Consider the following 12,353-nt stretch of genomic DNA (forward strand, 5'->3'; position numbering starts at 1 on the left):
AGGCACGCCGTCGAGGTTTGGAGGGACCCATGGTGCGTTGGCGCAGACACCTCAGCCGGTTGGCGGCCGTGTTGGCAGCGGTCACGGCAGGAACGCTCACGATGGTCGCACCGGCCTCCGCGGCGCCGACCGGGGACATGACCCCGTTCGTCGTCGGCGGCACGCGGGCAGCGCAAGGCGAGTTCCCGTTCATGGTCCGGCTCTCCATGGGCTGCGGCGGGTCGCTGTACAGCGCGCAACTGGTCCTGACCGCCGCTCACTGTGTCGGCCGTACCGGCCCCAACACCAGCATCACCGCCACCCTTGGCGTGGTGGACCTCCAGTCCTCCAGCCGGATCCGGGTCCGCTCCAACTACGTCTACCGGGCGCCCGGCTACAACGGCAACGGCAAGGACTGGGCCCTGATCCGGCTCGCCACGCCGGTCACCTCACTGGCCACGCTCAAGATCGCCACCACCGACGCGTACGACAACGGCACCTTCACGGTCGCCGGCTGGGGCGCGGCGCGGGAAGGCGGGCCGCAGCAGCGCTACCTGCTCAAGGCCACCGTGCCGTTCGTCGACGACACCACCTGCAACCGCTACTACGGCGGCCAGATCATCCCCAACGAGGAGATCTGCGCCGGCTACGCGAGCGGCGGCGTCGACACCTGCCAGGGTGACTCCGGCGGTCCGATGTTCCGCCGGGACGCCTCGAACGCCTGGATTCAGGTGGGCATCGTCAGCTGGGGCAACGGCTGCGCGCGGCCCAACTACCCCGGCGTCTACACCCAGGTGAGCACGTTCGCATCGGCGATCCAGTCGGCCGCCGCCAGTCTCGGAGGCTGAGCACACCGCGGGTGGCCCGGTCGCGTCCGCGCGGCCGGGCCACCCCGATGCTCACCACGAGTAGGGAGCCGTGGAGCGGGGGTCGCCCGAACGGCGCGGATTCACAAGCCGCACCGGGGACCCGGTGAACGCCGCCGGAGACCCGCACTAGGCTGGTTCACCGTGCTCGTACTGGTGGTGGACAGCTCGACGCCCGCGGTGACCGCCGCGCTGGTGAAGGTCTCGGCGGCCGGCGTCGAGACCCGGGCGCACCGCCGCACCGTCGACGCCCGTGCGCACGGTGAGCTGCTCGCCCCGCAGGTGGACGCGGTCCTCGCCGACGCGGGCGCGCGTCCGGCCGACCTCGCCGCGATCGTCGCGGGTCTCGGCCCCGGCCCGTTCACCGGGCTGCGGGTGGGGCTGGTCACCGCCGCCACGATGGGGCAGGTGCTCGGCATCCCCACGTACGGTGTCTGCTCGCTGGACGGGATCGGCCACCCGGCGGCCGCCGGCGAGCCGGTCCTGGCCGCGAGCGACGCGCGGCGCCGGGAGATCTACTGGGCGGTCTACGACGGCGCGGGCCAGCGGATCGTCGGCCCCGAGGTGTCCGCCCCGGCGGTGGCCGCCGAGCGCGCCCGGAGCCTGGCCGTCACCCTCGCGGTCGGCGACGGCGCGCACCGGTACGCGGAGACGCTGGCCCTGCCGGTCGGGGCGGAGCCGCGCTACCCGGAGGCGGCCGTGCTGGCGGTGCTCGCGGCCGAGCGGATCCGGGCCGGCGCGCCCGGCGAGCCGCTCACCCCGCTCTACCTGCGGCGGCCGGACGCGGTCGCGGCGACCGCGCGCAAGCCGGTCCTACCGTGAGCGCGAGGAGTGAGCCGGGGTTGCGCGCCCCGCAGTCGCGAACCGAGGTGACACCGTGAGCGGTGTGCGGCTGGAGCGGTTCCGCTGGTGGCACATCGACGAGGTGCTGCCGATCGAGGCGGACCTGTTCGGCGCCGAGCAGTGGTCCGCCGCGATGTTCTGGAACGAGTTGGCCAACGGGCACCACTACCTGGTCGCGACCGACGACGACGGCACCGTGCTCGGCTACGCCGGCCTCACCGCCGCACCGCCGGACGAGGCGTGGGTGCAGAACATCGCCGTACGGCGGGAGGCGCAGCGCCGGGGCGTCGGGCGGCTGCTGCTGGAGGCGCTGCTGGCCGAGGCGGCACGGGTGCGCGTCCGCAGCACGCTGCTGGAGGTCGCCGCGGACAACGCGCCCGCGCAGAAGCTCTACGCGATGTACGGCTTCGAGGTGATCGGCGTACGGCGTGGCTACTACCAGCCGAGCAACACCGACGCGCTGGTCATGCAGCGGCACGAGGAGTGGAGCGATGGCTGACGAACCCCTGGTCCTCGGGATCGAGACCTCCTGCGACGAGACCGGGGTCGGCATCGTCCGCGGCCACACCCTGCTCGCCGACGCGCTCGCCAGCAGTGTCGAGCAGCACGCCCGGTTCGGCGGCGTGGTGCCCGAGGTGGCCAGCCGGGCGCACCTGGAGGCGATCGTGCCCACGATGGACCGGGCGCTGGCCGAGGCGGGGGTGACGCTCGCCGACGTCGACGCCATCGCGGTCACCGCCGGGCCCGGGCTGGCCGGCGCGCTGCTGGTCGGCGTCGCCGCCGCGAAGGGGTACGCGGTCGCCGCCGAGAAGCCGGTGTACGGGGTCAACCACCTCGCCGCCCACGTCGCCGTGGACACTTTGGAGCACGGGCCGCTGCCTGAGCCGGCGGTCGCCCTGCTGGTCTCCGGCGGGCACTCGTCCCTGCTGCTGGTCGACGACCTCGCGCGGGGGGTGACCCCGCTCGGCGCCACGATCGACGACGCGGCCGGCGAGGCGTTCGACAAGGTGGCGCGGCTGCTCGGCCTGCCCTTCCCCGGTGGCCCCTACATCGACCGGGAGGCCCGGGCCGGTGACCCGGCGGCCATCGGGTTCCCGCGCGGGCTGACCGCCGCGAAGGACCTGGTGGCGCACCGGTACGACTTCTCGTTCTCCGGCCTGAAGACCGCGGTGGCCCGCTGGGTCGAGGCGCGGCAGCGGGCCGGCGAGGCGGTCCCGGTGGCGGACGTGGCCGCGTCCTTCCAGGAGGCGGTCTGCGACGTGCTGGTCGGGAAGGCGCTCGACGCGTGCCGCGCCAACGGGGTGGAGACCCTGGTGATCGGCGGGGGAGTGGCGGCCAACTCGCGGTTGCGGGCGATGGCCGAGGAGCGCGCGGCGAAGCGGGGCGTCCGGGTGCGGATGCCGCGGCCGAAGCTGTGCACCGACAACGGCGCGATGGTCGCCGCGCTCGGCTCGCACCTGGTCGCCTCCGGTGTCGCGCCGAGCCGGCTGGACCTGCCCGCCGACTCGGCGATGCCGCTGACCACGGTCAGCGTGTGAGGGGAGGAGCCGACGTGATCGTCCGGATGTGGGAGGTGCGGGCCGAGCCGTACGGGGTGGCCGACCTGATCACGTGGGTGTGCGACAGCGCCCTGCCCGACTTCGACCACGACCCGATGCACCTGTCCAGCGAGGTGTTCTCGTCCACCGACCACCGGGTGGTGGTGATCTCCAAGTGGCGCGGCAACCCGCGGCCGCTGCCCGACCCGCCGGTGACGCTGGTCGCCCGCCCGCCGCACTCGTGGGACTTCACCCAGGTCGACCGCTGACCCCGTTCGCGCCGGAGCGGCGGCCCGACGCCCCCGGCGCAGCCGACCGCCGAGCCGTCACCGGACGGGCACCGTGGCGGTGACGGTGGACTGGTCGACGTCGGAGATCCGGGCGGTGATCCGCACGGTCCACTCGCCGGGCACAGGGAAGCGCATCTCCGCGCTGGCGTGGTGCGGCTCCGGGGTGTCGACCGGGACGGCCATCGGCTCGACGCCCGCGGCCGGGAGCGCGGCGGTGACCGTCCACTCGACGACCGGCAGCGGCTTCGCGGTGGGCGTGTAGACGTAGGCGTGCAGGCTGTTCACGGCGCCGGCCTGTGCGGGGTACACGTCGAACTGCACGGTGAGCAGGTCGGTGCTGAGGGACCGCGCGACGCCCTCCCGGGCCACCCGGGCGGCCTCCGTACCGGCGTTGCGGCCCGGCGGGGTCTGCACGAGCACCGCGGTGAGGGCGAGCACGACCGCGGTCGCCGCGAGTTCGACACCGGCCGCACCGGCGACCCAGCGGGGGCGGGTGGCGGCGACCCGACGCCGGACGAGGCGCCGTTGCCACGCGGCCACGGCGAGGACGGCGGCCAGCAGCGCGGCCTTCGCGCAGAGCAGCCGGCCGTACGCGCTGCCCAGCAGTGCCGACGGCCGGCCGAGTTCGATCGCGGCCTGGCCCAGACCGGTGACGACCAGCCAGCAGACCGCGAGGGTGGCGCACCTCGACCAGGCCGGCAGGATCCGGGCGAGGACCCGCGGGTGGGTCCGGCGCAGCAGGAAGGCCGTGAGGGTGAGCAGCCCACCCAGCCAGACGGTCACCGCGGCGAGGTGGACGGTGACCAGGGCGATGCTCACCGGTGGCAGGGGCGCGGCGACGGGGTGCCCGGCGAGCGGCCAGGTCACCGACGCGGCCAGCCCCACCACCGCCAGCGCCCGGGCGCGCGGACGGCCGGCGGTTCCCCTGACGACGGCGGGCAGCAGCGTGGCGGCGACCCCGACCAACCCCAGCCGGACGGCGTACACCACCGCCACCGTGCCGGTGCCGACCGCCCGGAGGTCCGCGGGGGACAGGTCGCCGACCGGTACGCCGACCGCCTCGGCGGCCTGCCCGACCCAGGTGGCGGCCGTGGCGGCGGCGACCAGCCCGAGCCCGGTCCACGCCACGACGAGGGCACCCCGTCGGGAGAGCCGGCGGGGCCACATCGTGACTGCCAGCAGCGTCGGACCGACCGCCGCGACCAGGCCCAGGTATCCGACGTACTTAGCCGCCGGCACCAGCAGGCTCCCGGGCGACGCGTCGTCCCGCCCCGGCTGCGGCGGGGCGCTGGAGGGCGCTCCGGCGGAGTAGACGAAGCTGCCGGCGACCGGGTGGCTGTCCGCCGAGATGACCCGATAGCTGACCAGGTAGGTGCCGAGTGGCCGGTCGGGGACCCGGACGCGGATGCGGAGCGCCGCTCCGCGTACCTCCGGTTCGCCGAGGTTGATCCGCCGGCCGTCCGGGGCGAGCACCTGGACCCGGCCGGGGACCGGCGCCACCGGCTCGCTGAAGGTGATCACCACCTCCCGGGGCGCGTAGCCGACGACGTCGTCGCGCTGCGGGGTCGTGGCGACCACGACGGCGTGCGCGGCGGCCGGACTCGCCGGGATCACGGTGAGGCACAGGCAGGCCAGCACGAGCCCGAGGAGAATCCCCGCCCGGATACGTCCGGGCGGGGATTCCTTGGTGCATGTCATCCGCATCGGCGGTGGGGGCGCGGCGGGCGTCAGGTGCGTCGCAGCATCCGCCAGGTGGCGACGCCGCCGGTGCCGAGGGCGGCGAGGAAGACCAGCCAGACCAGCGCGCTGCTGACCCCGAACTGGGGTGCCGTGTTGGCCGACGCGGCGGCGAGCAGACCGTCCTCACCCGGGGCGGGCAGCGCGGCCGGCGGCAGCTCCGCCCAACGGACCAGCCCGGTGCTCTCCAGCATCTGCATGTGGTTGTTGACGAACGTGTTGGCCGCCTCGGCCAGTTCCCGGATGATCGGGTCGCGGGTGGTGGCCCGCACCGCGCCGATCACCGGAAAGATGTTGCCGTGGGCCACCCGCAGCCGGGTGACGAAGATCTGGTCGAACTGCGTCCCACGCGCGTTCTTCATCTCCGTCAGCCACCCCTTCTGCTCCGGGGTCGGGTCGGTCGGGATGGTCGCGCCGAGCTTGTTCGCGGCCTCCACGGTCAGCCGGTCCAGCTCCTCGTGCTGCTTGGCGATCTCCGCGCCGATCTCCCGCACCCGCGGCGACCGGCCCTTCTCGGCGGCCATCTGGCCGGCGGGCATCTCCCACAGCCCCGCCAGCCGGACACCGGCCAGCAGCGCGGCGTCCGCGGCGTTGAGCTGCTGGCCGGCCGGCGCGGCGAGGGCGGTGCCGGGCAGCACCCCGAGCCCGGCGGCGAGCGCGATGAGCAGGACCGCCAGGCGACGGGTCCGGTGGCCCTGGCGACGGGCGGATCTGCGCGGTGCCATGTCTGCGGTGCCTCCTGGGTTCCGGGCCGGTAGACGTTTCGGCCGGGCAGCCGCACCCCGCCGGCCGCCCGTCCGTCCTCAGGTACGGATTGAGCGCCGGATCAGTTCAGTGGCGATTCGCGAATCAGCCGACGTCGAGTGGATCGGCGAGGAGGCGTTCGAAGGCCAGTTCGGCGGCGCCGATCAGGGGGGCGTCGTCACCGAGCTTCGGGGTCCGCAACCGGACGTGCTCCAGGCAGGCCGGTAGCGCGATCGAGTTGAGGCGGCTGCGGACCTGGGCCGCCGCGGCCAGGTAGAGGTCCCGCATGGTGCCGCCGAAGATGACCATCTCCGGGTTGAAGATGTTGACGAGGTTGGCGACGCCGAAGCCGAGCCAGTCGCCGGCCTGTCGTACCGCCGTCTGGGCGCGGGCGTCCCCCCGGTCGGCGGCGTCGAAGACGGCCAGCAGCGCGTCGCGGCCACGTGCGTCCGAGCGGCCGGCCGCGCGCAGCAGGCCGTGCTCGCCGATCTCGGTCTCCCAGCAGCCGCGGGACCCGCACTCGCAGCGGGCGCCGTCGCGGACCACGACCATGTGACCGACCTCGCCGCCGTAGCCCCCGTGCCCGGTCAGCCGCCGCCCGCCGGCGATGATGCCGGCACCGACACCGACGTCGCCGTACAGGTAGATGACGTTGTCGCAGCCGGCCGCCGCGCCCCGGGCGTGCTCCGCGAAGGCCGCCACGTCGGCCACGTTGCCCACGCTGACCGGCAGGTCGGGGCCCAGTTCCGCGCCGATCGCCGCGCCGATCGGCTCGTCCACCCAGCCCGTCGTCGGGCCGAGCCGGACCAGGCCGTCGTCGCGGCGGACCATGCCGCAGACGGCGACGCCCGCGCCGACGCAGATCGCGTCCGCGGGCACGGCCTGGTGCATCTCCTTGCCCGCTCCGGCGAGCAGCGGGGCGGCCTCCGCGGCGGTGAGGCCGCGGGGCCGCTCCAGCTCCCGGCGGTCGAGCACCTCACCGCCGAGACCCACCCGCGCCGCCCGCAGCCGGTCCACCTCGATGGAGTACGCGTACGCGTGCACGCGGGCCGACTCGGGCCGGACGACCAGCGACGGTCGTCCGGCCCGGCCGGTCTCCTTCGGCGCCCCCTCGCTCACCAGTCCGGCCGCGGCGAGGTCGGTGGTGAGTGCGCCGATGGTGCTTCGGTTCAACCCGAGCGCGGTGGTGAGTTCCGCCCGTGACGTCGCCCCGTGCACGTGGACGTGCCGCAGCAGCGCCCCGAGGTTCTGCCGGCGGATCTCGTCCTGGCTCGGTCCTACGCGCATCGCGATGTGCTACTTCGGGCGAAGCTGGTCAGCGGTTGCCGGTGGCGGCGGACCGGCGCCGGGACAGCGCGTCCACACCGGCCGCGAGCAGCAGAACCGCGCCGGTGAAGACGTACTTCAGACCGGAGCTGAGGTTGAGCAGGCCCATGCCGTTGATGATGACGGCGACCACGGCGCCGCCGAGCACCGCGTTGATCATGCGACCCTTGCCGCCGAAGAGGCTCGTACCGCCGATCACCGCCGCGCCGACCGCGTAGAGCAGCACGTTACTGCCGCCGGTGTTCGGGTCGACCGACCTGTCCCGGCTGGCCGCGATGATGCCACCGACCGCCGCCATCGTGGAGCAGATGACGAACGCGGAGATCCGGATGCGGTCGACGTTGATGCCGGCCCGCCGGGCGGCCTCGCGGTTGCCGCCCACCGCGTACAGGTGCCGGCCGTACGCCGTGCGGTTGAGCACGAACGTCCAGCCGATCAGGAGCACGGCCAGGATCGGCACCACGATCGGCATGCCCTTGTTCGAGCTGATCAGCGGGTTGATGCTGCGCTCCTGGTTGAGCACGTACACGGCGAAGCCGAGGACCAGCGCGAGCGCCGCGATCCGGCCGAAGACCACCAGGATCGGGTCGGTGACCAGGCCGCGCGCCGTGCGGTTGCGGTGCTGGAGCAGCTGCGCCGTCGCGTACCCGGCGACCGCGACCGCGAAGAGGAGCCAGCCGATCAGCGGCGGCACCCACCGGTTCTCGATCGCGATGATCACCTCGTCGCCGATCGAGATGTTGGTGCCCTCCTTCATCAGCAGCAGCACCACGCCCTGGAAGGCGAGGAAGCCGGCGAGGGTGACCACGAATGACGGGATGCCGACCTTCGCCACCAGGAAGCCGAGAGTCAGGCCGATGACCAGGCCGGTGGCGAGCGCGGCGAGCACCGCGACGTACCACGGGTAGCCCAGCACGGTCACCACGTTGGCGAGGATCGCCGCGCAGACGCCGCTGGCGAAGCCGGCGGAGAGGTCGATCTCGCCGAGCAGCTCGGACGAGCCGGGGCAAGCCGGATCAGCGGGGTGAGCCGGTTGAAACGCCCGGAATCAGGCGGAGGCGATGGGCGCGCTCGTGGCGTCGGTGAGGGCCGCGAGATCCTGCGGGGACAGCTCCACCTGGAGGCCCCGGCGGCCCGCCGAGACGTACACGGTGTCGTGGCGCAGGGCCGTCTCGTCGAGCACGGTGGGCAGACGGCGCCGCTGGCCGAGCGGGCTGATGCCGCCCCGCACGTACCCGGTGGCGCGTTCGGCCACGACCCGGTCGGCCATCGCGGCCCGCTTGCCGCCCACGGCGGCGGCCAGAGCCTTCAGGTCCAGTTCGCCGGTCACCGGCACGACCGCGACGGTGAGCACGCCGTCCACCTCGGTCACCAGGGACTTGAACACCCGCTCCGGGGGCACGCCGAGCGCCGCCGCCACCAGCGCCCCGTAGTTCGGCGCCTCCGGCGAGACGTCGTACGGATGGGTGCGGTGCGCGACCTTCCGCTTCGCCAGCAGCGCGGTCGCCGGAGTCCCCTGTCCCGCCACGCCCGCCAACCTAGTGCCACCGATCCCACCCGGCCAGCCGGATTCGTCGGCCGTCCCCGCCACGGTCCGTTCCGTCCAGCCCGGGTGATCAAGAGGTTCGGGGCGTCTGCACGGGCGTGTCGTGACCAGATCTTCTTGATCAACCCGGGCGGGGCGGTCGGGGTGGGAGCGGGCGGGCGATCAGGACTGTCGGGGCGTTGGCTACCCGGGTCAGCACGAGGCTCGCCGGCTCGTTGCCGGTGAGCTTCAGGTCGCGGCGGAGTTTCTCCGGTTCGAGGGCGGAGCCGCGTTTGAGGATCTCCACCCGGCCCACCCGGCGTTCGCGTAGCAGCGCGCGCAGCCGCTTCAGCGAGAACGGCAGCACGTCGGTGACCTCCAGGCAGCGGCCGAAGGGCGTCGGCGTCGGGGAGTCGGCGTACAGGTAGGCGATCGCCGGGTCGGCAAGCGTGGCGCCGAGTTCACCGGCCAGTTCGGCGACGAGGTGGGCGCGGACCACGGCCGGGTCCGGGTCGTACACGTACCGGCGCACGGGCCCGACCGGCGCCTCGACCGTGCCCGAACCGGTCAGCTCGTGTGCCACGGCCGGCTCCCCGACTCCGGACGTGCCGGGCTTCTCCGTCAGCACGGTCGCCCGGCGGGCGACGGCTGCCAGCTCGCCGCACCACAGGGCGGCCTCGACCAGGTCGCCGTCGACGCTCACCCACTCCGCCTCCCCGCCGGGCGGGATCAGGGCGTGGTCCAGCCCGGGCGCCACCTTCACCACCGTGCGCGGCACCCGCTCGGCCAGCCCGACCACGAAGTCCCAGGGTGGCGAGTAGGCGTTCGGGTCGAAGATCCGCCGGCCGGACGCCCGGCGCGCGGGGTCGCAGAAGACTCCGTCGACCCGGTCCACGTCGAACGCGGTCGCGTCGCCGCACTCCACGGTGAACCGGTCGGCCAGCCCGGTCGCCTCGGCGTTCGCGGCGGCCATCGCGGCGGTGAGCGGGTCGGCCTCCACTCCGTACACGCGGATGCCGGCACGGGCGGCGGCGAGCGCGTCGGCGCCGAGACCGTACCCGAGGTCGGCCAGGGTGGTGACACCGGCGGCGCGGAGCCGGTCGGCGCGCCGGCGCGCCACCACGCCCCGGGTGGCCTGCTCCAGCCCGGCGCGGGTGAAGAACATCCGCGTCGCTACCGGGCCGAACTTGCCCACCGCGCGGCGGCGCAGTTCGGCCTGGGTGAGCGCCGCCGCGGCCAGCCCAGCGGGCACCCCGGCCGAGCGGAGCGCCGCCGCCGCGGCCAGCGGGTCGCCGCCGGCCACCTCGGCCGCCGCCGCGAGCGCGGCCGACCCCTCGGGCGTACGCAGCTCCGCCAGCTGTTCCAGGTCCACCCGGGCCATTCTTCCTGCCCGGCCAGACCGGGCGGGCAGGGGAGCCCGGGCTCGCACGGGCCGGCCCATGCATGATCGACTCGCCTTCCATGACATCGGGGTGTCCCGCTCGCGTGGACACCCCGACATCCAGGAACTCGAGTGGATCATGTCAAGGCGGCGCAGGGGTGGCTCGCCCCGGCCGGGCGACCAGGACCGCCTGGCCGGGGCAGGGCGAGGAGTCGGGCCGCCGCTGTCCCGCTTACGCGGCTCGGACCTCGATCCGCATGATCCGCTTCATGCCGCCGGCATCGCGGCATTCGGCACCCCGGTATGCCGCGATGCCGCCGACACGGAGTCGATCACGGTTGTTCCGTCAGGCCCGGGCCGCCCCACCAGTCCGAGCTCTGCGTGCCCCGAGTCTCGGCATCCGGCGGACCGGCGATGGGCAGGCGCGGGGCGCCTGCGGTGTCAGCGAGGTGTCGGGCAGGCGGCGACGAAGGATCGCCAGCTCGCCGGGGTGAAGGCGAGCACCGGTCCGGCCGGGTCCTTGCTGTCCCGCACCGCGATCACGTCAGGCAGGTTGTCGGCGACCTCGACGCAGGCACCGCCGTTGGCGTTGCTTCGGGTGGACTTGCGCCAGGCGGCGCGGGTCAGGTCCATGTCTCAGCCACTTCCTCAATCAGGCGGGCGGACTGCCGGCATGGCAGCGCTTCACCGGTCACAGTCTCCCAGCGTCGCTCCAGGGCGGCAACGTCGTTCGGGCCGTCGATGGTCTGCCCCCGGAGCTGGTTGTCCAGGTGGGCCAACGCGGCGCCGCTGCTGAGTCGGGCCAGGACGAACGGGCCGTGGAGCCCGATGTGCCAGGGGGAGTCCGCCGGCACGACCCGGACCTGCACGTTCGGCTCGGTGCCGACGACCAGCAGGTGCTGTAGCTGCTCACGCATGGTTTCCCGATCGCCGACCTGCCGCCGCAGCGTGTGCTCCTCCAGCACTGCGACAAGGTGCGGGCGCGGGTTGGCGGTCAGCAGGGACTGCCGGGCGAGCCGGGCGACCACGCGCGTCTCCACCTCTTCCGCGGTCAGCTCACCGATCACACCGAGCATCGCCCGGGCGTAGCCCTCGGTCTGGAGCAGGCCGGGGATCACCGTCGGGTCGTACCAGCGCAGTGCCGCCGCCTCCCGCTCGTTCTCCTCCCAGGGGCGGAACCACTCCGGCGCGGCGTGAAAGCGGATCAGCTCCAGCATGCCGACGAAGAGGCCGCCGGTGTCGAGCGCCGAGTCGAGCCGAGCCAGGTAGTCCGGCTTGACCGGACTCTGACCCGTCTCAACCGCACTCACGTACGACGACGAGTAGCTGACCAGCTTGCCCAGCTCCTCCTGGCTGAGCCCGCGTGCCTGGCGAGCCCGGCGCAACTGGTCGCGCACGAATGCCAGTGTCGGTACCTTGATCATCCGCCCGTCCTTTGCGTTCCGACCGATGCCGGAACGTAAGGGCGCGCTCACCGGCTGAGGAAGGGTGTGCCGGCGTGTTGCGGTGAAGAGTGGCGAGAGTGTGGCGACGCGCCGGGTGTCCCGTTGGCACTCTCCTTGACGGAGTGCTAGCCGAGGAATAACCTGCGATTAGCACTCTCACCCTGAGGGTGCCAACCCCCGGGCCCCGGTGTCCGGGAGGTGAACGCCAGGCGGACCGGCACCCGCGACGACGGCCCCGCCCGGTGGCATGTGGCAGATTGCGCTGGTCGGCTTGCCGGCCGGTAACGAAACCAGTACCCCAGGAGGGTATGCCCGTGACTACCGCGACCAAGGTTGCGATCAAGCCGCTCGAGGACCGGATCGTGGTCCAGGCGAACGAGGCTGAGACCACCACGGCGTCGGGCATCGTGATCCCCGACACCGCCAAGGAGAAGCCGCAGGAGGGCACCGTCCTCGCTGTCGGCCCGGGCCGGATCGACGACAAGGGCAACCGCGTGCCGCTCGACGTCAAGGTCGGCGACACCGTCCTCTACTCGAAGTACGGCGGCACCGAGGTCAAGTACGCCGGCGAGGAGTACCTGGTGCTCTCCGCCCGCGACGTCCTCGCGGTCATCGAGAAGTAAGCAACCGATCAGTGTCGTTGCCCCGGTCCGGCTCGCCGGGCCGGGGCAACGTCGCT

The 12,353-nt window shown here is 73.8% G+C and carries 13 protein-coding genes and 1 pseudogene; 6 read left to right on the forward strand and 8 right to left on the reverse strand.

Features of this window, described 5'->3' with window-relative positions:
• The first annotated feature begins 29 nt into the window (after positions 1 to 29).
• From HCJ94_RS14670 to HCJ94_RS14690, 5 genes are all read left to right on the forward strand, one after another.
• Positions 30 to 827, forward strand: coding sequence for a S1 family peptidase (locus HCJ94_RS14670; protein ID WP_168001575.1), 798 nt, complete (start codon positions 30 to 32; stop codon positions 825 to 827).
• 162 nt (positions 828 to 989) lie between these two features.
• Positions 990 to 1,667: a tRNA (adenosine(37)-N6)-threonylcarbamoyltransferase complex dimerization subunit type 1 TsaB gene (tsaB, locus tag HCJ94_RS14675; protein ID WP_168001576.1), complete on the forward strand. Its 678-nt coding sequence runs from the start codon at positions 990 to 992 to the stop codon at positions 1,665 to 1,667.
• Positions 1,668 to 1,722: 55 nt separating this feature from the next.
• Entirely contained in the window at positions 1,723 to 2,187 is a 465-nt protein-coding gene (gene rimI / locus HCJ94_RS14680) for a ribosomal protein S18-alanine N-acetyltransferase (RefSeq protein WP_309227278.1), read from the forward strand.
• Positions 2,180 to 3,226 carry a tRNA (adenosine(37)-N6)-threonylcarbamoyltransferase complex transferase subunit TsaD gene (gene tsaD / locus HCJ94_RS14685; RefSeq protein WP_168001577.1) on the forward strand — a complete coding sequence of 349 codons (1,047 nt, stop codon included), beginning with the start codon at positions 2,180 to 2,182 and terminating at the stop codon, positions 3,224 to 3,226. Before rimI ends, tsaD begins: the two co-directional genes overlap by 8 nt.
• A 14-nt stretch (positions 3,227 to 3,240) precedes the next feature.
• Positions 3,241 to 3,495, forward strand: a complete 255-nt coding sequence (locus HCJ94_RS14690; RefSeq protein WP_168001578.1) for a hypothetical protein — start codon at positions 3,241 to 3,243, stop codon at positions 3,493 to 3,495.
• A 57-nt stretch (positions 3,496 to 3,552) separates the two neighbouring features.
• On the opposite strand, the gene HCJ94_RS14695 is transcribed toward HCJ94_RS14690, so the two are convergent.
• The 8 genes and pseudogenes from HCJ94_RS14695 to HCJ94_RS14730 all read right to left on the reverse strand — a co-directional run bounded on the left by HCJ94_RS14695 (position 3,553) and on the right by HCJ94_RS14730 (position 11,653).
• On the reverse strand, positions 3,553 to 5,154 hold the full coding sequence (locus tag HCJ94_RS14695; protein WP_309227279.1) for a copper resistance CopC/CopD family protein: 1,602 nt from the start codon (positions 5,152 to 5,154) through the stop codon (positions 3,553 to 3,555).
• Positions 5,155 to 5,243: 89 nt separating this feature from the next.
• The gene (locus HCJ94_RS14700) at positions 5,244 to 5,978 is read right to left on the reverse strand and encodes a DUF4142 domain-containing protein (RefSeq protein WP_168001580.1); all 735 of its coding nucleotides are present in this window, start codon (positions 5,976 to 5,978) and stop codon (positions 5,244 to 5,246) included.
• Positions 5,979 to 6,102: 124 nt separating this feature from the next.
• The gene (locus HCJ94_RS14705; protein WP_168001581.1) at positions 6,103 to 7,284 is read right to left on the reverse strand and encodes an ROK family protein; all 1,182 of its coding nucleotides are present in this window, start codon (positions 7,282 to 7,284) and stop codon (positions 6,103 to 6,105) included.
• A gap of 28 nt (positions 7,285 to 7,312) precedes the next feature.
• Positions 7,313 to 8,314, reverse strand: a pseudogene (locus HCJ94_RS14710) (sugar ABC transporter permease); the annotation flags it as partial.
• 57 nt (positions 8,315 to 8,371) lie between these two features.
• Positions 8,372 to 8,851: a Cys-tRNA(Pro) deacylase gene (gene ybaK, locus HCJ94_RS14715; protein WP_168001582.1), complete on the reverse strand. Its 480-nt coding sequence runs from the start codon at positions 8,849 to 8,851 to the stop codon at positions 8,372 to 8,374.
• A 139-nt stretch (positions 8,852 to 8,990) separates the two neighbouring features.
• The gene (locus tag HCJ94_RS14720; RefSeq protein WP_168001583.1) at positions 8,991 to 10,220 is read right to left on the reverse strand and encodes a THUMP-like domain-containing protein; all 1,230 of its coding nucleotides are present in this window, start codon (positions 10,218 to 10,220) and stop codon (positions 8,991 to 8,993) included.
• 450 nt (positions 10,221 to 10,670) lie between these two features.
• The gene (locus HCJ94_RS14725; protein ID WP_168001584.1) at positions 10,671 to 10,862 is read right to left on the reverse strand and encodes a DUF397 domain-containing protein; all 192 of its coding nucleotides are present in this window, start codon (positions 10,860 to 10,862) and stop codon (positions 10,671 to 10,673) included.
• The gene (locus HCJ94_RS14730; RefSeq protein WP_168001585.1) at positions 10,853 to 11,653 is read right to left on the reverse strand and encodes a helix-turn-helix domain-containing protein; all 801 of its coding nucleotides are present in this window, start codon (positions 11,651 to 11,653) and stop codon (positions 10,853 to 10,855) included. Before HCJ94_RS14730 ends, HCJ94_RS14725 begins: the two co-directional genes overlap by 10 nt.
• Positions 11,654 to 11,988: 335 nt before the next feature.
• On the opposite strand from HCJ94_RS14730, the gene groES reads away from it, so the two are divergent.
• A complete protein-coding gene (gene groES, locus HCJ94_RS14735) occupies positions 11,989 to 12,297 on the forward strand; it encodes a co-chaperone GroES (RefSeq protein ID WP_507236337.1) in 309 nt (102 codons plus the stop codon).
• Positions 12,298 to 12,353 lie beyond the last annotated feature (56 nt).

The organism is Micromonospora thermarum, from assembly GCF_012034245.1.
In the GTDB taxonomy this organism is placed as follows: Bacteria; Actinomycetota; Actinomycetes; order Mycobacteriales; family Micromonosporaceae; genus Micromonospora; species Micromonospora thermarum.

Bases quoted from the DNA above. Each gene is read 5' to 3' on its own strand.
- HCJ94_RS14705 (WP_168001581.1), bottom strand. From the start codon at position 7,284: ATGCGCGTAGGACCGAGCCAGGACGAGATCCGCCGGCAGAACCTCGGG.
- HCJ94_RS14700 (WP_168001580.1), bottom strand. From the start codon at position 5,978: ATGGCACCGCGCAGATCCGCCCGTCGCCAGGGCCACCGGACCCGTCGC.
- tsaD (WP_168001577.1), top strand. From the start codon at position 2,180: ATGGCTGACGAACCCCTGGTCCTCGGGATCGAGACCTCCTGCGACGAG.
- HCJ94_RS14730 (WP_168001585.1), bottom strand. From the start codon at position 11,653: ATGATCAAGGTACCGACACTGGCATTCGTGCGCGACCAGTTGCGCCGG.
- HCJ94_RS14670 (WP_168001575.1), top strand. From the start codon at position 30: ATGGTGCGTTGGCGCAGACACCTCAGCCGGTTGGCGGCCGTGTTGGCA.
- HCJ94_RS14725 (WP_168001584.1), bottom strand. From the start codon at position 10,862: ATGGACCTGACCCGCGCCGCCTGGCGCAAGTCCACCCGAAGCAACGCC.